Source organism: Flavobacterium sp. KBS0721 (genome assembly GCF_002007065.3).
In the GTDB taxonomy this organism is placed as follows: domain Bacteria; phylum Bacteroidota; class Bacteroidia; order Flavobacteriales; family Flavobacteriaceae; genus Flavobacterium; species Flavobacterium piscis.
In genome coordinates this window covers 5,645,056-5,664,074 of record NZ_CP042170.1, presented here as the reverse complement: position 1 = coordinate 5,664,074, position 19,019 = coordinate 5,645,056, and the positions used below count along the sequence as shown (strand labels likewise).

Below are 19,019 nucleotides of genomic sequence, written 5' to 3'. Positions count from 1 at the left end.
AGAGTCGGAGACTCGGGCTATATTGTAGGGAGGGATTTTAATCCCTTTGGATTATGCCATTGTTATTATTAAATAAAAAAAGCCGGACTAAATAAATAGCCCGGCTTTTTCGTATTATAAATCAATTATTATTAATGCATTGCATCAGCAGGATTAATTTTGTTTTTTCCTTTTTTAATGAAAAGAATAATTGGTATACAGAATAAGAACATGATTCCCAAATACATGAATATATCCATGTATGACATCACTGTGCTTTGTTTTAAAACGGCGTAATCTATTGCCTGATAGGCTTTTTTAAGAGCAACATCCGCACTATAACCTTTTGCTTCAAAAGCTCTCTGCATTCCTATTATACGTTGTTGAACCTGGTAATTGGCAGGATCTAAATTTGTTAATAAATTAACCCTGTGTTCCTGGCTTAAACGAGTGATAAAAGTAGTAATGATTGCAATACCAAATGAACCTCCTAATTGTCTCATCATTCCGGTAAAAGCAGCTCCTTCACCAATATGTTTTCCTTTTAATGTAGAAAGGGAAAGTGTTGTAATAGGTACAAAAAGTAATCCTAAACCAACTCCTCTTAAAATCAAAGGCCAGTACATATGTTCAACTCCTGTATCAGGTGTAAGACGGTTGCGCATCATAAAGGTAAAAAAGAAGAAAATTAAAAATCCTACTCCCACCATATATCCTTGCGGAACACCTTTTTGAATCATATTACCAACAAATGGCATCATGATCGCTGTTGTAATCGAACCCGGAATCAATAATAATCCGGCATCAGTTGCGGTCCATCCTAAAATAGATTGCGTGTAAATCGGGATGATCAAAGTAGATCCGTATAAACCGAAACCAAGAATAAAACACATTACGGTTCCAATTCTTAAATTTCCATCTTTTAAAACACTTAAATTTACAATTGGATGTTTATAAGTAAGCTCTCTCCAGATAAACAATACCAATCCAAGAACTGTAACCACACTTAAAGTTACAATTAGCGAATCATTAAACCAATCATCTTGTTGTCCGTGTTCCAGAACGAATTGTAATGAACCAATAAAAGCGGCTAATAATATAATTCCCCACCAGTCAACCTGATTTGCTTTTAATTTCTCTCCGTATTTTGGACTTCTTACGAAAGTAATCGCCAGAATAGTAGCAATAATACCCAACGGAATATTGATATAAAATATATAAGGCCAGGAATAATTATCTACTAAATATCCTCCTAAAGGCGGACCTAAAGTTGGACCAACAATTACACCCATACCGTAAATAGCTTGCGCCATACCACGTTTTGCTACGGGGTAACTTTCGGTTATAATGGTTTGGGCTGTTACTAGTAAGGCACCACCACCCATACCTTGTACAAACCTAAAAGCTACAAGTTCCCAAATATTACTGGCATTACCGCACAAAAAGGAGCAGACTGTAAATATTATGATAGAAGCCACAAAATAGTTACGTCTTCCAAATTGCTGCGAAAGCCAACTCGTCATCGGAATTACAATAACATTCGCAATTGCGTATGCTGTAATTACCCAAGCCACATCAGTCAAAGTAGCACCAAGGCTACCTCGCATGTCTGTTAGTGCTACGTTTACAATCGTGGTATCTACAATTTCCAGCAGTGCACAAAGTACTGCAGTAATCGTAATAATGACACGTCTGTAACCGTATTCTACTAAATCGTCGTCTCCTTGTACTGCTGTCATTATTTTATTTTAAATGTACATCTACGTCAACATTCATTCCCGGTCTTAGTAATTTTACTTTTTCAGGATCGTTTGATGCATCCAAATTAATTTTTACCGGTAATCTCTGAATTGTTTTTACGAAGTTACCTGTTGCGTTATCAGGAGGTAATAATGAAAAACGTGATCCTGTTGCAGGAGAAAATGAAGTTAAGGTACCTTTGAATTCGTAGTTAGGATAAGCATCTACTTTTAAGCTTACTTTTTGTCCCACAACCATTTTGTTTAATTGTGTTTCTTTAAAGTTTGCTACAACCCATGCTTCATTATTATTGATGATATAAAATAAAGATTGTCCCGGTTGAACCAATTGTCCTGGCTGAATATCTACTTTAGAAACCTGACCGTCAATTGCTGCAGTTACAACAGTATACGTTAGGTTCAAATGAGCAACGTCCAACATTGTTTTAGCTCTTTTTATATTTGCAGCGGCAACTTCAGTTTGTTTATCAGAAACTTTAGATTTTGACTGAATTACTGATTTTTGGTAAGAACTTGCTCTTTGTTGTTGCTCTAAAACTCGAACCTGATTTTCAGCTTCATCTTTTGCAGATAACGCTTGCTCATATTGTTGTTTTGTAATCGTGTGCGTTTTGTATAAATTATTGTAACGGTTATAATCGTTAGTAATTTGTCTCAATCTAATTTTAGCACTTTCGATAGAACCCGTTGCCGATCTCATTTGAGCATCAGAAACTGAAATATTTGCATTAGCACTTCCAATATCTGCTTTTGCAGCTTCGTATTGACCTTCAGCACCTAACAATGCGGCATTTGCTTCATCGATTTTTAATTGGTAATCTCTTTTATCAATAGTAAATAAAGTATCTCCTTTTTTTACAAAGTCATTATCTTTTACATACACTTTACTAATATATCCAGATACTCTTGGAATAATTGGATTCATTTTTTTCTCGATCTGAGCATCATCAGTTTCTTCGTGGGCTAAGGAGTGCATGTATTTTGTTATTCCGTAAGTTCCGCCCACTAAAACCAACACGGTTAGTATAATGATGAATTTAGTATTTGTTTTTTTCTTTTCCATGAGAGCTATCGATTATATTTTAGAAAGATTGAATGATTGTGATAATTGTCCTGATACTGAAAGTAATTCGTAATATTTTTGAATAATTGTTGCTTTAGATACAGCTGTATTGATCTTAGCGCTTAATTGTTCAACATCGGCTTCAACCAAATCATTGGTATCCGCTAAACCATTGTCGAACTTATCTTTTACAAGTCTGTAATTTTCAGATGCCTGTTGAAGCGCTTCGTCATAAACTACGCTTTGATTAATAGCCAGGTCATAATCTTCAATAGATTTTTGAACTTCAACTTTAATACGGTCTGTCATTACAGCCTCTGTATTTTTAACCTCCAAAGCTCTGCTTTCAGCTTCTCTTACATGAGCACTGTTTTTGTAAATTCCAGAGATGTCGTACGTTAAACCCAAACCAAAATTCATTGCATATTTTACAGTAATAATATCTTTTAGATCTAAGGCAGTGTAACCACCAAGTAATGCTAATGTAGGATAGTACGCTGCTCTTGCTACTTTAATATTGGCTTCCGAAGCTTTTTGCTGAAAACGAATAGCTTCTAAATCTTTTCTGTTTTCAAGTGCTAAAACGTCAGATGTTGGTGCATTACTCGTTTTTAAATTAAAGAAATCAGCTTCATTAACCTGAAGTTTTGTAGCAGGATCTAACTTAAGTAAAGTAGTAAGATAAAAGTTGATGTTATTAAGGTTGTTAGTAGCTTCATCAATCGATAATTGTGTTTTTGAAACTAATAATTGCGACTTTAATAAATCATTTCTCGGGATGATTCCGTTTTTCTCTAATTCTGTAAAATCAGTAACACGCTGTTTAGCGCTTTTTTGATTTTCATTTAAAACATCAAGCGTTTTTTGAGCTTTGTATAGCGCTGTATAGTAAGTAATCACTCTTAACGCAACATCTTCTTTTGTTTTAGCAGCATTTGCATTTTCAGCTTCATATAAATTATCATATGCGTTAATGCTATTTTGAATTTTAAATCCTGCAAAAAGAGGCAAGCTTAAATTTGCCATTCCAATCATTGCTCTGTCAGGAGAGGCCAAAGAGGCACTTTCGCCCTGATTTGGCATATCTATCGACGCTTTTGTAAGGCGTTGGTATTGACCGGAAACTTTAATATCAGGATACTGATTGTTTTTAACCTCTTGTAATTCGTATTTTTTTGTGTTTACCTTAGTACTGGCAAGCGTAACTTCGTTACTTTTTTCCCAAGCCAACTTCACGGCTTCGTCTAAGGTTAAACTTGTTTTTTCTTGTGCTTCTATTGATGAGATTCCGATGAAGAAAACACCAAAGAGCAATAATGGATTAATTTTCATAAACAAGTAGCGCTTTTATAGTTTGTTGAATGTGCTTTGTAAGACTGGTTTTAATGTAATCATTATACATTTCCTCTGTTTTTAAATTGAGTAAATCTTCGAAGAAAGGTTTATTCATATGAAAGTGAAAAAAGGTTCCAATAATGGTTGGAGTGATAAGCGGGATAATAACATCTTTCCTGAAAACTCCTTTAGCCTGACCCTGAGCAATAATACTCTCAACAGATTTTAGATTTCCTTTTTTTAATTCTGTAAAAGCAATAAAACTTTTTTCTCTTTTTTTTGCGTTGATTTCAAAATGCAACACTCTGAAAATCCCTTTGTTACAACTTATTCTGTTAATGTAAATTTCGATTAATTTATTGACTTTTTCGATAGGTTCGAGATTTTCCTGTAATAAATTTTCGAGTTGTAATTTTAAATCAGAAGTTTTGTAGATAATTAACGCTTCAAGCAGTCTTTCTTTAGAACCAAAATAATACGAAACCATGGCAATATTTATTTTTGCATGTTTTGAGATGTCTCGTATAGAAGTCCCTTCGAATCCTTTTTCAGAGAATAACTTCTCAGCAACCTCAAGAATTTGAATTTTTTTATCGTTTAATTCGATGTGTGACATGGTATTGTTTCTAAATCGGGTACAAAATTAAACAAGCGTTTAAATTAAACAGTCGTTTAATTTTATTTTAACATAATATTAACAGAAAACCTTGTAGTGGTTTTAGGTTAATATTATGCTTTAAAGCTAGTGTTTATCAACAAAAAAGCTGAAATAATATTATAAATGATATTATTTCAGCTACGTGTTTTATACAATCTTGTCATTCCGACGGAGGAGGAATCTTCGTAAGTAACTCCGTAAAGAGAATCCAATCATTGTCGAGTTTCTCGTGGAGATTTCTCCTCTGTCGAAATGACAAACTATGTCACGGATTGTTTTAAGAAAAGGGATTTTTATCGAATCTCCCCAACAAACTCCTCAATTTTACCAGAACCATTCTCACTCAAATGCTTAATAAAAGCACTTCCAATAATAGCGCCTTTTGCATATTTCGTTGCCTGAGTAAACGTTTCTTTATTCGAAATTCCGAACCCAATAATTTGTGGGTTTTTAAGATTCATGTTTGAAATTCTTTCGAAATAATCTTCCTGAACGTTTCCAAAACCAGATTGAGATCCTGTTACACTTGCAGAACTTACCATATAAATGAATCCGTTTGAAACGCTGTCGATAAAACGAATACGTTCATCTGAAGTTTGGGGCGTAATCAAAAATACATTGATTAAGCCGTGTTTTTCGAAAATCCCTTTGTATTCATCAGCATAAACATCAACCGGTAAATCCGGAATAATTAATCCGTCGATACCAATTTCGGCACATTTTTTACAAAAAGCTTCAACTCCATATTGCAACATCGGGTTAAAATATCCCATAATAATCAACGGAATTTTCACGCTTTCGCGGATGTTCTTCAGCTGATCAAAAAGAATCTGAGTGGTCATTCCGTTATGAAGCGCCGTTGTTGAACTCGCCTGAATTGTTGGTCCATCTGCCAAAGGATCACTGAAAGGCAATCCTATTTCGATTAAATCAACACCATTTTTTTCTAAATCCTGAATAATCTGAACGGTATCGTTTAAGTTAGGATATCCGGCAGAAAAGTAAATAGAAAGTATCTTTTTATCTTCTTGTAATTTTTGAGTTATTCTGTTCATTTCTTATATGTTTTTCTCCTGCAAGGTTTCAAAACCTTGTAGGTATTTATTAAGTTATTTTTTTGCCACTCCCGATAGCTATCGGGATAAAAGATTCTCACTGATTGCTGGAAATTTATTTCACGCAGATTTTAAATAGATTTAAGCTGATTTGCGCAGATCTTTTTTAAATCTGCTCTAATCTGCCAAATCTGCGGGAAATAAAATCTTTTTAATCTGTGCAATCTGTGGCATTATATTTTTTAAATTTTCACAACTTTGCTCGTCCAATTATCATTTTGACTTTCTACCAATAATAATCCTGAATCTGAATCATTCATTTGTCCAATCAATTCACCTTTATTATTCCAAAAAGCACTTTGTCCTGCCGATGGATAACCCCAGGATTCTCCACTAAAATTAGCCATCAAAACATTCATTTTATGTTTCTCAGCATAGCTTTGCAAATCTCGATATGCATTTGGAATCCCGTTTGGTGTAAAGAAAATACTGGCAATGTAAATATCAGTTGCTCTCTTACAAGCGTTTTCAGGATGCAGCGGATTATCAATATCAGCACAAATGGCAAATGAAATCTTTTGGTTCTCAATTGTAATCATCGGATTATAATCGAAAGAAGATTGAAAAAACTCATCTTCGCCTTCGTGCAAAAACTGCTTTGTATAAACTGCAACCGAATTGTCCGGAGAAATAACAAATTCTCCTATAAATAATTGAGATTCTACCTGAATTGGCGCACCGGCAACAATAATAATATTATTTTCAATAGCCAGTTTTTGCAAATGATCCAATCGGGAATCGTCTTTTTTGAAAGCCAGTTTTTGAGCATGTTCTCTTTCATAACCTGTAATTGATAATTCAGGAAATGCGATTAATTGGGCTCCGTTTTGCACAGCCAAATCGATAAGACGATAGTGATCTAATAAATTAGCGCCAATATCTCCTCGTGTTGGTTTTGTTTGTGCTGCTGCTAAAATCATATCGAATTTTATTTATTTTCTATATAAACCCAGGCAGCTGTTCCGGACTTCAACGTGACCTGAACTCTTTTGTAAGCATTAGATTCGAATATGTCAACTTTCGCTAAATCCGAAGCCGAAATATTAAAAGCAACACCATGAATAGGATCTGAAGCATCTTCTGTTGGTACCGCCACAACATAATCTGCCATTCCAAATTCTTCTTCTATCTGAAGACTTTTCAGTTTGTGGCCCAAAAGCTGATCTTTAGTGCCATTTAATACTTTATTAAAAAGCTGCATCTGAATTTGTTTCGATCTTAATGTTCCGTATGAGAATAACTTTGTCATAATTATGATTTTCTCGTTTTATTTTACAACTTAAAATATTCAATATAATTGTCTAAATCTTTATCGCCACGCCCTGAAAGACTTATAACTACAACATCTGTCGGTTTAAATTTCTTTTGATCTAAAACGGCAAAAGCATGCGCACTTTCGATCGCTGGAATTATTCCTTCTAATTTTGTTAATTGTAAGCCTGCATTCATCGCATCATCATCAGTAACAGAGAAAAATTCCCCGCGTCCGGTTTGTGCTAAATGTGCGTGCATTGGACCAACTCCAGGATAATCTAAACCTGCAGAAATCGAATACGGTTCTGTAATCTGTCCGTCTGGCGTTTGCATCAAAAGGGTTTTGCAACCGTGAATAACGCCCACTTTTCCTAATTTACTGGTTGCAGCGCTATGACCGCTATCGACACCTTTTCCGGCAGCTTCAACGGCAATAATACCTACTTCAGGTTCGTGTAAAAAGTGATAATAGGTTCCGGCAGCGTTACTTCCTCCGCCGATGCAAGCTACAACATAATCAGGATTTTCTCGTCCTTCTTTTTCTTTTAACTGCCATTTTATTTCTTCAGAAATTACACTCTGAAAACGTGTCACCATATCCGGATAAGGATGCGGTCCAATCGCTGATCCAATAATATAATGGGTGTCAACTGGATTATTGATCCAGTCACGAATTGCTTCGTTTGTAGCATCTTTCAACGTTCTTGAACCCGAAAGTGCCGGACGAACTTCTGCGCCTAACATTTTCATACGAGCCACGTTTGGTGCCTGACGTGCAATATCAATTTCGCCCATGTAAACGATACATTCCAAGCCCGTTAAAGCACAAACTGTAGCGGTTGCAACACCGTGTTGACCAGCTCCGGTTTCAGCAATAATTCTTTTTTTGCCTAAACGTTTTGCAACTAATATTTGCCCGATAGTATTGTTAACTTTATGCGCTCCGGTATGATTTAAGTCTTCTCTTTTCAGATACACCTTAGTATTGTATTTTTCAGATAAACGCTTCGCAAAATAAAGCGGACTAGGGCGTCCAACGTAATCCTTTAATAACTGGTCAAACTCCGCTTTAAAATCGGGTTCGCTCGTTATTTTTAAATAATTCTGACGTAATTCTTCTACATTCGGATACAGCATTTCGGGAATATAAGCTCCTCCAAATTCTCCGTAATATCCTTTTTCGTTAACGTTAAAGTTCATTTCGTTTCAAGTTTAAAAGTTGGCAACATCAAATTTTCGTTTGAAATTGCTAAATAGATTTTTGTTTTTCAGCCCCGGTTCGATTTCAAATTTACTATTTACATCAATAGCATAAATAGGTAAATTGGTTTTTGATATCTCTTCAATGGCTTTTAATTCGTTTATTCCGATGCCGCCGCTCAAAAAGAAGGGTTTTTCAGACTTGTATTTTTTTAATATGGTCCAGTCAAAAGTGGTTCCGTTGCCGCCTGGCAGTTTTCCTTTTGTATCAAAAAGGAAAAAATCGGAAACTGCTTCGAAAGGTTTTATGGTTTCAAAATCAAAATCATTATCTGCAGAAAAAGCTTTTATGATTTGGACTTTCTTTGGCAATTCTTTTTTTAATTCTGATAAAAATTCAACAGATTCATTTCCGTGTAATTGAACGGCTTGTAAATTATATTTTGACACTTTCGCCAGAATTTCTTCCTGATACTGATTGACAAAAACGCCCACTTTTTTGACCGTTGCTATCAGTTCCGGAATTTCTCCGTTAAAGTATCTTGCGGATTTTTCCCAGAAAATAAATCCCATATAATCGGGTAGGAGTGCACCTACTTCGAGTATATTTTCAGGATATTTCATTCCGCATATTTTGAGTTTCATTTTATTGTTGTTTTTGCCACGAAGGCACTAAGACACTAAGTTTTTTTTATTTTTTGCCACAAAGGCGCTAAGACAGGCAGTTTTTCTGCCACGAATTGCACAAATTATCACGAATTGAATTAGTGAAAATTAGTGTAATTCGTGGCAAACTTAAAGTCATAGTTTGCTTATGAATTCTGTTGCTGCTTGACCTGCATTATCTGTTTTCATGAAGCTTTCTCCAATTAGAAATCCGCTGTAACCGTATGGTCTTAATTCTGAAATGGCTTCGATTGAGGAGATTCCACTTTCTGAAACTTTAACGAATTCATCTGGAATTTGTGATGCCAGTTGTTTGCTGAAATCCAGACTTACTTCAAATGTTTTTAGGTTTCTGTTGTTCACGCCAATCATGTCTAAACTTGGCATAATCGATTTTTCTAATTCTTCTTGGTTGTGAACTTCCAATAAAACTTCCAAACCTAATTTCTTTGCAAATTGAGATAATGATTTGATTTCCTCACGGGTTAAAACCGCAGCGATCAATAAAATTAAATCGGCTCCAAAAGCTTTGGCTTCCAGGATTTGGTATTCATCAACAATAAATTCTTTTCGCAAAAGCGGAATATTCACGCTCGCTCTTGCCAAAAGTAAATCGTCTAAAGAACCTCCGAAATATTTCCCGTCAGTTAAAACCGAAATTCCGCAAGCACCTGCATTTTCATATCCTTTTACTACTTCTTCAACAGTAAAACTATGATTGATTACTGATTTTGATGGAGAACGACGTTTGTGTTCTGCAATAATTCCGGTTGAACTTGCTTTTAGTTTTTGACTTAATGAAATTGTCTCTCTTCCAAAAAATACTGAACTTTCCAATTGTGAAACCGGAATGATTGATTTCTTAAGAACGACTTCCCTTTGTTTGTCAACTATGATTCTATCTAAAATATTCATATTTCTTTGTTTCAGGTTTCAGGTTTCAAGTTTCAGATCCCAACAACTTGAAACCTGAAACAAAGAAAACTTGAAACTATTTTTTACTTACTTAATTCCTGTAATGTTTGTAGTGCCTTTAAGCCTTTTCCTGAAAAAAGACTTTCTTTTGCTAATTCAAATCCTTCTAACGGAGAACATTTTGTAACCGTTGCAATTGCCATTGCAGCATTGGCCAGAACCACATTATTTTGGGCTTCTGTTCCTTTTCCTGAAATGATAGTGGTAAACATATCTGCCGATTCTTCGATGGTTTTTCCTCCTTCGATTTCGGTTTGAGAGAGAAGCCTAACTCCAAAATCTTCTGGTTTCAACATTCCTTCCATGTGTGATGTTATTGTTTTGGTTGGCCCTGTCAAGGAAATTTCGTCATATCCGTCAAGCGAATGTAAAATGGTAAAATTGATATCTGTATTCTGGTATAAGTAAGCATACATTCTGGCTAATTCCAAATTGAAAACGCCTACCAATTGATTCTGTGGAAACGACGGATTTACCATTGGTCCCAACATATTGAAGAACGTTTTTACTGCCAGTTCTTTTCTGATTGGCCCAACATTTTTCATTGCAGGGTGAAATAGGGGAGCATGTAAAACGCAAATTCCGGCTTTGTCGATACATTTTTCTAAGAATGAAGGATCGTTACTGAATTTAATTCCCATTTTTTCCATTACGTTGCTTGATCCTGAAATAGAGGATACGCCGTAATTTCCGTGTTTGGCAACTTTTATTCCCGCGCCTGCTGATATAAACGATGCTAAAGTGGAGATGTTAAAAGTATCTTTTCCGTCGCCACCCGTTCCGCATAAATCGATGGTGTTGTAAGCTGATAAATCAACGCGAACGCACAATTCTAACAATGCTTCACGAAAACCCGAAAGCTCATCAATCGTAATACTGCGCATCATGAATACGGTCAAAAATGCCGAAATCTGACTTGAATTATAATTTCCACTTGAGATATTAATCAATACGTCTTTGGCTTCTTCTTTTGTAAGCACTTCGTGATTGATTAATTTATTTAATATAGTTTTCATTTTTTTTTAAGTTGCTAAGATTCTGAGATACTAAGGTTCTAAGTTTTTGTTTCAGGTTTCAGGTTTCAAGTTAATTCTGCGACTGAAAACTGTGACTGAATACTAAAAACTCTGAACACTGAATACTGCTTTTTAATGTTCATTTCCTTGATAAATCCACATGGGTTCTGTTTTTCCGGCTCTTTCAAATCCGTTTTTTTTATAAAAATCAACTGCTTTTCCGTCGGCGGTTAACATTTGCATGTGAAAATGACTGTATTTCTCCTGCATTTTATCCATAATCAATTTTCCAATTCCTTTTCCCTGATAGTCCGGAAGTACCAATAAATGCGGATAATAAACAGTCAAAAATCCATCAGAAATCGCATTCCCAAGTCCGACTAGCTTTTTGCCTTCCCAAGCCGTAATTAAAGTTTCGGAATTTAAAAGACCATTGTATAATTCGTTTGGTTTATTGGCCGAACTCCATTCATTTTCTTTGTATAAAATCAAAATGTCTTCAATGTTGATTTCTCTGGTTTCTGAAATAGTTATCATTTTTTTGAGGTTCTAAGTTGCTAAGATTCTAAGGTTTTGAACTGTGGCTGTAAACTGAGACTGAATACTAACTTTTTATCCAGTTCTCTAATATCAATTTTCCTTTTGGTGTCAACACACTTTCTGGGTGAAACTGAACGCCTCTCACATCATAAGTTTTGTGTCTCAGTGACATAATTTGTCCATTTTCGTCTATTGAAGTGGCTTCTAAAACGTCTGGTAAATTTGCATCAACAACCCAAGAATGATATCTTCCTACTTCGAATTCATTTCCTAATCCTTCAAACAAAATTTCATCAGAAACTACTGTTTTTACATTGGTTGCAACTCCGTGATATACTTTATCAAGGTTTGAAAGCGTTCCGCCAAAAACTTCTCCGATTGCCTGCTGTCCCAAACAAACTCCTAAAATGCTTTTAGTTGGTCCGTATTTCTGGATTACTTCTTTTAATAAACCCGCTTCATCCGGAATTCCAGGTCCCGGAGAAAGTAATATTTTATCGAAAGAAGCGATTTCGTCAATATCAAATTCGTCGTTTCTGTAAACGGTTACTTCGCAGTTTAAATCTTCTAAATAGTGCACTAAATTATAAGTGAAACTATCGTAATTGTCTATAACTAATATTTTTTTCATTTTTTTTGAGTTGCTAAGTTGCTAAGTTTCTGAGTTACTAAGTCCTCAAACTGAGACTGTAAACTGAGACTGAAAACTAATTTTTATTTTTCTCGAACGTATTTTTCTGTAATAATTCGATTGATTCCTAATTTTTCTACTTTTTCGATTCCTTTTTGAGTTAGTGTGTCATTTTTGATTTTTACGACGAACTCAAATTTGCCATTTTCCCATTGACGGTTGTTGAAATATTCCAGATTTTCGGTGTAAACGCTGTCTTTCAAAGTATATTTTCCGCCTCCGCCAAAGAATACTGCATTTGTCGAATCTTTGCCATTATTTAAATCATGATTGAAAAAAGCAAAATGAGTATTATTTATAATTTTAATCATTTTTGTTTTTGGATTGAAAGTCGAGAAAGTCGAATCTTTTTCTGTCGTTTCTGCTGATATCAGACGCCAGGTTCCTTCAAGTGGATTCTCTTTTTTTTCTGAATTGCAAGCTGTTACGCCAATGATTAAAAATAAAATTGAAATTGCTTTTTTCATGATTATTTATGGTTTTATGGTTTTATGGTTTGTTTGTTAATTGTTTCAAGTTTCAGGTTTAAAATTTGCTTCGCCATTCGGCTAAAGCCTCGTGTCACGTTCCAACAACTTGAAACCTGAAACAAAGAAAACTTGAAACTAAATTTTCTCCGCCATTTCAAGCGCTGTATTCAACGCTCTTAATTTATTATAAACTTCTTGCATTTCGCTTTCTTCGTCTGAACTGGCAACAATTCCGGCTCCGGCCTGACAATGCAATTGGTGATTTTTACTTAAGAAAGTTCGAATCATAATGGCGTGATTAAAGTTTCCTTCAAAATCCATGAATCCTATTGCGCCTCCGTAGAAATTACGATTTGTTTTTTCGTAATCTTCAATCAGTTGCATGGCTCTATGTTTTGGTGCTCCGCTTAAAGTTCCGGCTGGAAAAGTATCGGCAACGACTTGCATTGTTGTAGCTTTTTCATGTAAATGTCCTGTAACCTTAGAAACTAAGTGAATTACGTGCGAGAAAAACTGAACTTCTCTGTATTTCTCCACGTTTACATCGTGTCCGTTTCTGCTTAAATCGTTTCTGGCCAAATCGACTAACATTACGTGTTCGCTGTTTTCTTTTTTGTCTTCAGAAAGTTGTTTGGCTAAAACCGCATCGTGTTCGTCATTTCCAGTCCTTTTGAATGTTCCTGCGATAGGATGAATTTCTGCTTTTCTGTTTTTTACGATAATTTGTGCTTCGGGCGAAGACCCAAATATTTTGAAATCTCCATAATCAAAAAAGAATAAATAAGGAGATGGATTGATACTGCGCAATGCTCTGTAAACATTGAATTCGTCGCCTTTGAAACCTTGTGTAAAACGACGTGATAAAACCAATTGAAAAACGTCTCCACGGAAACAATGTTTTTTGGCTAAAGCCACATTGTGCTTAAATTCTTCATCGGTTAAGTTAGAGAAACCTTCGCCTTCTTTAGAGAATTTGTAGGATGCAATATTTCTGGATTGTAATAATTGTTCGATTTCGGCAATATTATTTTTTCCGTCTACGCTGTGGCAGAAAATATACGCTTCATTTTTAAAATGATTGATTGCAATAATGTTTTGATAAACGGCATAAAAGACATCCGGAATTAAAGTCGCAGTGTCTTTTTTAGCAATCGAAACTTTCTCAAAATAACGAACAGCATCATAAGAAATATATCCAAATAAACCATTATTAATGAATTTAAAATCATTTTTCTCTGATTTAAACTGGCTCGAAAATTCCTGAATTACTTGTGGAATATTTGTCGAAGCATCAATTGCAATTTGTTCGGTAGTTCCGTCAGGAAAAGTTTTGGAGATAATTTCGTTTTCAATTTTAATTGTCGCAATCGGGTTGCAGCAAACATAAGAGAAACTGTTATCATTTCCGTGATAATCACTACTTTCAAGAAGTAAACTATTTGGAAATTTATCTCTGATTTTAAAATAAATACTTACCGGCGTGATGGTGTCTGCCAGAATTTGTTTGTAGTGTGTGTTGAGTATAAAAGGTTTCAATGTATATAGTTTTAATTTTTAGAATATTTGCTTTAGTTTCGGCCAAAAAAAAAGGCTTGTCGTGATGACAAGCCTTTTATATTTATAGTTTTGAAAATACCATAGGAAGCTTAGTTCACGACGTTTGACGTAAATTCTTCCACCACCAAGTATTGTTCATTAATGTTTTCATTTTCTTATTTTGATGTGACAAAGATATAAATGTAAATTGGATTAGAATACATAAAATTTCAAAAAAATCTTTTCTAAATTTTAAAATTTGTTAAATTCTACTGTTTTAAATTACTTTAAAGAGCTAATTTCCAATCGCAATTGTGTTGTTTTGGTTCATCCTAAAATCCGGATTTCCTTTGATATTAGGCGTTGTAAACAATTCGTTGTTTTTGAGCTTTGTATAATTTATTTCGAAATCAGGATTGCTGTAAAATTTTTGAAGTGATGCATTTGCACCACCTGCTTCGCTTACAATTCCGCCATTACAATTGTTAACGATTAAGTTTTTAAATGCAATTTTAGCTAAATTAACATCGCCATTTCCAATATTTCCTTCCAATAAAACAAACGGAGAAAAACCTGAAACGATACTGTTTGATAAAGTAAATAAAGTATTTTCTCTAACGTAAACAGACTCACGTACAAGTCCCTGATTGTTTTCTTCCATGTTTACCAAAGTAATGTTGCTGGCCGTTATTTTAGTAATTTTTTTAGTCATATCCGTATTTCCAATTTTGTCATAAGAATCTACCTCAAAACATCTTGAACCTGAAATATCTGATGAAAAAGGATGACGAATAGCGATACTGTTGCTAATGTTGATTTGAGCTCCTTGTGTAAAATCAAAATCATCATCGGTAGTTCTGTATGAAACCAGATTATTCATATTTAAATCTCCACCATAACATTCGAAAGAATCATCGTTAGAAAAACTAATCTGGATATTGCTTAAAACTGTTTTTCTGCCCACTCCGGCTAGCGAAAGTCCGTTAAGTTCTTTTGCAGCACTCAGTTTCCTTCCGGAATATTCAATTCTTACATATTTTAAAATCCCTGAATTGTCTTCGGCATCCTGACCTCCATAATGATTCAGCATTGGTTCCAGATCAAAAGGTAAGGTATGTACGCCGCCAATCGTATTAATTGGCGCTTTTCCAAGTACAATAATTCCACCCCAGTCTCCGGGTTTCCTGTCAGCAATTTCTTTATTCGAAGTAAAAATAATAGGGTCGGTTTCTAATCCTTCGGCCATAATTTTTGCACCATTCGTTATTACAAGTGTCCCGCAAGTTTTGTCGTCTCCGCGAATAACAGTTCCTGGTTCAATGGTCAAAACGGCATTTTTTGTTACATAAACAACACCCACTAACTGGTATGTATTTCGTTTTAATAACTTGGTATCTTTGTCTATAGTGCCGGCAATAATGTTTGTTGCTTCGTTATATTCAGTATTTGCTGGCTTAAAATTGGCCCAGTTGCCCATCCAGTTTGAGTTGCCAATAATTCCTTTAGGTTGTTGTTGGGCTTGTAAAAATAGGGTACTTAGAAGAGTAATAATTGCAATATGTATTTTTGCTTTCATAACTATAATTTTGATTTCTAGTTTTGTTTTTTAATTAGTTCAAAATTAGAAGCCCAATGTTAATCAAAGTCTTAGATGTTATTACGAAAGTGTTATGTGAATATTAAGGATGTTATCTTTTTGAGAATAATATAAAAACAAACCCCAATAGTTTTGAACCATTGGGGTTTTTCTTATAATAGTAAGAATTGTGTGTGAATTTTAAAATATTAGAATTTTAAAGCTACAGTCAATTCAAAATCATCATTGATAGTTTTGTCTCCTAAGTTTTCGAAGAAGTTACCAGAGTTGTATTTGATGTCATATTTAGTTCTGTCAACTTTGAAAGCAGTAGTTGCAGTGTTTCCAGCTACAGCGATGTCAAAAGTTACAGGTTTAGTAATTCCTTTGATAGTCAAATCAGCAGTTACTGTGTAAACATCAGTAGATTTAGCTCCGATAGTTTTGAAAACTAATTTTGCAGTTGGGAATTTGTCAGTTCCAAAGAAATCGTCAGCTTTTAAGTGACCGTTTAATTTCCCTTGGTATTCTCCAGTTAAATCAGTTGCAGTCAAAGAAGTCATATCAACAGTAAAAGAACCACCAGTTAATTTTTTTCCTTTAAATACTACAGCTCCGTCTTTAAAGTTTACAGTTCCAGAGTGCTCTCCAGTTACTTTTTTACCTACCCATTTGATAGTAGATGCTTTTACGTCGATTTTTTTAGTTTGAGCATTTACTGAAATACTAGCCGCTGCTACGAATAATGCTATTGCAATTGTTTTTAAATTTTTCATGTTGTTAAAATTGATTTTGGATTAATAATAATTATATAGTGATAAATAATTCTTCGTGAGATTTTCTAACTTTTTTGTAGTGTTGAGTGTCGTCCTCATCATGTCTGTAACCAACAGTAGCAATTACTGATGCGTTTAAGCCTAATTTGTCGAAACCTAAGATTTCATTGAATGCAGCAGGATTAAAACCTTCCATTGGAGTTGCGTCGATTTTCAACTCAGCAGCAGCAGCCAATAAAGTTCCTAAAGCAATATAAGTTTGTTTTGCAGTCCAGATATTTTTAGCCTCTTGTGATAAGTTCGAAATCACACCGTTCATCATATCTGCAAATCCGCCTAAAGCCTCAGTAGGAATTCCTCTTGTTTCGCTAATGTTTTGAATATAAGCAGCTACAGATTCTGGTCCGGCATTTAAGTCGTTAGCAAAAATAAATAACTGAGATGAATCTGTAATTTGAGTCTGACCGTAAGCAGCAGCTTTCAATTGTTCTCTAATTTCAGGATTTTCTACGATCACAACTTTATAAGGTTGTAATCCGTATGAAGAAGCAGCCAGTCTAACAGCTTCTTTTAAAGTATTTAAATCTTCTGAAGATATTTTTTTTGTTGCATCAAATTTTTTTGTTGCATATCTCCAATTTAGATTGTCTAATAATGTGCTCATAAAATTAATTTTGTTCGGTTCGGTATTTTTCTAATAATTTATTTAGTAATTCTAATTCTTCAGGACTTATGTTCTCAGCAAATGCGCGCTCGTGTTCATCTACCTTCGGGTCTAATTCTTTCAAAACATCTAATCCCTTTTGGGTGATTAAAACTTCAATTTTGCGTCTATTGCCAGGGCAAACATTTCTGGTAACAAAATCCTTCAGTAATAATTTGTCTACCAATCGGGTTGTATTACTTGTTTTAGCCAGCATACGTTCCTGTATAACACACATATTAGCAGGATTTCCTTTTTGTCCTCTTAATATACGTAACACATTGTACTGTTCTCCGGATAGATCATACGGTTTTATCAACTCGTTGAAATGATCCTGAATCACGTTTTGCGTGTACATGATATTCAGAATAACTTTTTTCGCATTATCCATCTTAACTGTACTTTTTATAACCTCTTCAATTGTCATAGTCGTAAGTGTATAATTTGTATATACAAATGTATATCTTTTAATAGTTGTATATACAAATGTTGTGTTAATTTTTTGTTAATTCAAATAACAACAAGATGCGGTTCATAAACTCTATATAATTAGTATAAAAATACTTTATTTTTTCAATCTAAAATCCTGTTTATTTGATATTTAACTAAAATATAAAGTTGCTAATCTCAACTTTGCCAAAGTTTAAAATTTTGACAAGTTCTTATCAATCCAAATATGTAAGTAATTCAGAAATCTAAAATCTAAACTCAAAAATCTAAAATTAAACATCAGGGCATGCCACCATCCCGATAAGAGGGCAAATTTACTTTGCGCGTATACGCCCTCTTATCGGGATGCTGTCGGGCTATCCGGTCCGCCGCGGCGGATTAGCTTCTATCCCTCATGCGAATCCAGTATACAACAAACCCGACAGGTCATAAAGACTTGTCGGGTTTTATAAAGAAATTATTGTTCCGGTTTTTTAAAATAATGAAACCCCTAATTGCATACGAGTATATTTTTCGGCAGGATTCCACATAATGCCTGCAAAAACAGGAAGTTTATATTGAAATATAGAAATATCCTTCGAAGCTTTAAAACCTGCATTGACTATGTTGAAATTACGATCTGTATTCGATGAATATAGATTTGATTTTCCGTCAAGCGAAAATCCTGCACCTATATATGTATCTAATGTGATCTGATCATTTTTTATCAACGGATAGCCTAACTCTACATAAGTGGAGTATCTGTTTTTATAATCAAGATCAGGTTGTAATTCCTTATCATTTCCATAAAGAATAATGTCAGCTTCAATTCGTAAAGGAAATGCCTCAGGAAAACGATATGAAGTTCTCAAATCAATAAGGTGCGTCGTAGTGTTTTTATCATAATTAAAAACTTCAGGATGTTCCACATTTGTAGTATTGAACAAATCCCACAAACCAATTGTGAGTCCTTTATGTTTGTATTGAACGTAATAATCGACCTCAGTATATTTACCATCAAAGCTATTACCGCCCCAAACCCCAACCGAAAAGTTTCGTTTTTTATCAAAAGTATAATGAATATCTCCCATAGCAGTCATGCTTGGGCTTATAATTAATCCTCTCCAGAGATGACTGGTTGCTAGAGTAACATTAAAATTTAATCGGCTTGGTTCTTTGCTTTCTGGCGTTGTTTCCTGAGCATAGCCAGTTAGTCCTATGATTATTATCATAGAAAGAAAAAGATTTTTCATGAAATTTTTAGATTAAAAGAAGAT

Annotated in this window: 20 protein-coding genes; all 20 read right to left on the bottom strand. The window is 34.5% G+C overall.

The window, feature by feature from the left end:
- Positions 1-131: 131 nt before the first annotated feature.
- Complete coding sequence (locus tag B0M43_RS23470) at positions 132-1,718, bottom strand: DHA2 family efflux MFS transporter permease subunit (protein ID WP_065451402.1); 1,587 nt, start codon at positions 1,716-1,718, stop codon at positions 132-134.
- A 4-nt stretch (positions 1,719-1,722) separates the two neighbouring features.
- Positions 1,723-2,802 (bottom strand): HlyD family secretion protein, encoded by a 1,080-nt coding sequence (locus B0M43_RS23465; protein WP_065451403.1) that lies wholly within the window; start codon positions 2,800-2,802, stop codon positions 1,723-1,725.
- Positions 2,803-2,814: 12 nt separating this feature from the next.
- Positions 2,815-4,134, bottom strand: a complete 1,320-nt coding sequence (locus B0M43_RS23460; protein ID WP_078005630.1) for a TolC family protein — start codon at positions 4,132-4,134, stop codon at positions 2,815-2,817.
- The gene (locus tag B0M43_RS23455) at positions 4,124-4,753 is read right to left on the bottom strand and encodes a TetR/AcrR family transcriptional regulator (RefSeq protein ID WP_065451405.1); all 630 of its coding nucleotides are present in this window, start codon (positions 4,751-4,753) and stop codon (positions 4,124-4,126) included. Before B0M43_RS23455 ends, B0M43_RS23460 begins: the two co-directional genes overlap by 11 nt.
- 335 nt (positions 4,754-5,088) lie before the next feature.
- On the bottom strand, positions 5,089-5,850 hold the full coding sequence (gene trpA, locus B0M43_RS23450; RefSeq protein ID WP_078005629.1) for a tryptophan synthase subunit alpha: 762 nt from the start codon (positions 5,848-5,850) through the stop codon (positions 5,089-5,091).
- Between the two features lie 242 nt (positions 5,851-6,092).
- On the bottom strand, positions 6,093-6,830 hold the full coding sequence (locus B0M43_RS23445) for a carbon-nitrogen hydrolase family protein (protein ID WP_078005628.1): 738 nt from the start codon (positions 6,828-6,830) through the stop codon (positions 6,093-6,095).
- An 8-nt stretch (positions 6,831-6,838) separates the two neighbouring features.
- Positions 6,839-7,159: a gamma-glutamylcyclotransferase family protein gene (locus tag B0M43_RS23440; protein WP_065451408.1), complete on the bottom strand. Its 321-nt coding sequence runs from the start codon at positions 7,157-7,159 to the stop codon at positions 6,839-6,841.
- A 23-nt stretch (positions 7,160-7,182) separates the two neighbouring features.
- Positions 7,183-8,364, bottom strand: a complete 1,182-nt coding sequence (gene trpB / locus B0M43_RS23435) for a tryptophan synthase subunit beta (protein ID WP_078005627.1) — start codon at positions 8,362-8,364, stop codon at positions 7,183-7,185.
- Between the two features lie 12 nt (positions 8,365-8,376).
- The gene (locus B0M43_RS23430; RefSeq protein WP_078005626.1) at positions 8,377-9,009 is read right to left on the bottom strand and encodes a phosphoribosylanthranilate isomerase; all 633 of its coding nucleotides are present in this window, start codon (positions 9,007-9,009) and stop codon (positions 8,377-8,379) included.
- 156 nt (positions 9,010-9,165) lie between these two features.
- A complete protein-coding gene (gene trpC / locus B0M43_RS23425) occupies positions 9,166-9,945 on the bottom strand; it encodes an indole-3-glycerol phosphate synthase TrpC (RefSeq protein WP_078005625.1) in 780 nt (259 codons plus the stop codon).
- 83 nt (positions 9,946-10,028) lie between these two features.
- Positions 10,029-11,021 (bottom strand): anthranilate phosphoribosyltransferase, encoded by a 993-nt coding sequence (gene trpD / locus B0M43_RS23420; RefSeq protein ID WP_078005624.1) that lies wholly within the window; start codon positions 11,019-11,021, stop codon positions 10,029-10,031.
- 132 nt (positions 11,022-11,153) lie between these two features.
- Positions 11,154-11,558 (bottom strand): GNAT family N-acetyltransferase, encoded by a 405-nt coding sequence (locus tag B0M43_RS23415; RefSeq protein WP_078005623.1) that lies wholly within the window; start codon positions 11,556-11,558, stop codon positions 11,154-11,156.
- A 67-nt stretch (positions 11,559-11,625) separates the two neighbouring features.
- Positions 11,626-12,192, bottom strand: coding sequence for an aminodeoxychorismate/anthranilate synthase component II (locus tag B0M43_RS23410; RefSeq protein ID WP_065451414.1), 567 nt, complete (start codon positions 12,190-12,192; stop codon positions 11,626-11,628).
- An 83-nt stretch (positions 12,193-12,275) separates the two neighbouring features.
- Positions 12,276-12,719, bottom strand: coding sequence for a hypothetical protein (locus tag B0M43_RS23405; protein WP_078005622.1), 444 nt, complete (start codon positions 12,717-12,719; stop codon positions 12,276-12,278).
- A 138-nt stretch (positions 12,720-12,857) separates the two neighbouring features.
- On the bottom strand, positions 12,858-14,258 hold the full coding sequence (locus B0M43_RS23400) for an anthranilate synthase component I family protein (protein ID WP_078005621.1): 1,401 nt from the start codon (positions 14,256-14,258) through the stop codon (positions 12,858-12,860).
- Positions 14,259-14,553: 295 nt separating this feature from the next.
- Positions 14,554-15,834: a hypothetical protein gene (locus tag B0M43_RS23395; protein ID WP_078005620.1), complete on the bottom strand. Its 1,281-nt coding sequence runs from the start codon at positions 15,832-15,834 to the stop codon at positions 14,554-14,556.
- A gap of 209 nt (positions 15,835-16,043) precedes the next feature.
- The gene (locus tag B0M43_RS23390; protein ID WP_065451420.1) at positions 16,044-16,610 is read right to left on the bottom strand and encodes a YceI family protein; all 567 of its coding nucleotides are present in this window, start codon (positions 16,608-16,610) and stop codon (positions 16,044-16,046) included.
- A gap of 31 nt (positions 16,611-16,641) precedes the next feature.
- On the bottom strand, positions 16,642-17,274 hold the full coding sequence (locus B0M43_RS23385) for an NAD(P)H-dependent oxidoreductase (protein ID WP_078005619.1): 633 nt from the start codon (positions 17,272-17,274) through the stop codon (positions 16,642-16,644).
- A 4-nt stretch (positions 17,275-17,278) separates the two neighbouring features.
- The gene (locus B0M43_RS23380) at positions 17,279-17,740 is read right to left on the bottom strand and encodes a MarR family winged helix-turn-helix transcriptional regulator (protein WP_065451422.1); all 462 of its coding nucleotides are present in this window, start codon (positions 17,738-17,740) and stop codon (positions 17,279-17,281) included.
- Between the two features lie 496 nt (positions 17,741-18,236).
- A complete protein-coding gene (locus B0M43_RS23375) occupies positions 18,237-18,995 on the bottom strand; it encodes a hypothetical protein (protein ID WP_078005618.1) in 759 nt (252 codons plus the stop codon).
- Between the last annotated feature and the right edge of the window lie 24 nt (positions 18,996-19,019).

Bases quoted from the DNA above. Each gene is read 5' to 3' on its own strand.
- B0M43_RS23470 (WP_065451402.1), bottom strand. From the start codon at position 1,718: ATGACAGCAGTACAAGGAGACGACGATTTAGTAGAATACGGTTACAGA.
- B0M43_RS23465 (WP_065451403.1), bottom strand. From the start codon at position 2,802: ATGGAAAAGAAAAAAACAAATACTAAATTCATCATTATACTAACCGTG.
- B0M43_RS23460 (WP_078005630.1), bottom strand. From the start codon at position 4,134: ATGAAAATTAATCCATTATTGCTCTTTGGTGTTTTCTTCATCGGAATC.
- B0M43_RS23455 (WP_065451405.1), bottom strand. From the start codon at position 4,753: ATGTCACACATCGAATTAAACGATAAAAAAATTCAAATTCTTGAGGTT.
- trpA (WP_078005629.1), bottom strand. From the start codon at position 5,850: ATGAACAGAATAACTCAAAAATTACAAGAAGATAAAAAGATACTTTCT.
- B0M43_RS23445 (WP_078005628.1), bottom strand. From the start codon at position 6,830: ATGATTTTAGCAGCAGCACAAACAAAACCAACACGAGGAGATATTGGC.
- B0M43_RS23440 (WP_065451408.1), bottom strand. From the start codon at position 7,159: ATGACAAAGTTATTCTCATACGGAACATTAAGATCGAAACAAATTCAG.
- trpB (WP_078005627.1), bottom strand. From the start codon at position 8,364: ATGAACTTTAACGTTAACGAAAAAGGATATTACGGAGAATTTGGAGGA.
- B0M43_RS23430 (WP_078005626.1), bottom strand. From the start codon at position 9,009: ATGAAACTCAAAATATGCGGAATGAAATATCCTGAAAATATACTCGAA.
- trpC (WP_078005625.1), bottom strand. From the start codon at position 9,945: ATGAATATTTTAGATAGAATCATAGTTGACAAACAAAGGGAAGTCGTT.
- trpD (WP_078005624.1), bottom strand. From the start codon at position 11,021: ATGAAAACTATATTAAATAAATTAATCAATCACGAAGTGCTTACAAAA.
- B0M43_RS23415 (WP_078005623.1), bottom strand. From the start codon at position 11,558: ATGATAACTATTTCAGAAACCAGAGAAATCAACATTGAAGACATTTTG.
- B0M43_RS23410 (WP_065451414.1), bottom strand. From the start codon at position 12,192: ATGAAAAAAATATTAGTTATAGACAATTACGATAGTTTCACTTATAAT.
- B0M43_RS23405 (WP_078005622.1), bottom strand. From the start codon at position 12,719: ATGAAAAAAGCAATTTCAATTTTATTTTTAATCATTGGCGTAACAGCT.
- B0M43_RS23395 (WP_078005620.1), bottom strand. From the start codon at position 15,834: ATGAAAGCAAAAATACATATTGCAATTATTACTCTTCTAAGTACCCTA.
- B0M43_RS23390 (WP_065451420.1), bottom strand. From the start codon at position 16,610: ATGAAAAATTTAAAAACAATTGCAATAGCATTATTCGTAGCAGCGGCT.
- B0M43_RS23385 (WP_078005619.1), bottom strand. From the start codon at position 17,274: ATGAGCACATTATTAGACAATCTAAATTGGAGATATGCAACAAAAAAA.
- B0M43_RS23380 (WP_065451422.1), bottom strand. From the start codon at position 17,740: ATGACAATTGAAGAGGTTATAAAAAGTACAGTTAAGATGGATAATGCG.
- B0M43_RS23375 (WP_078005618.1), bottom strand. From the start codon at position 18,995: ATGAAAAATCTTTTTCTTTCTATGATAATAATCATAGGACTAACTGGC.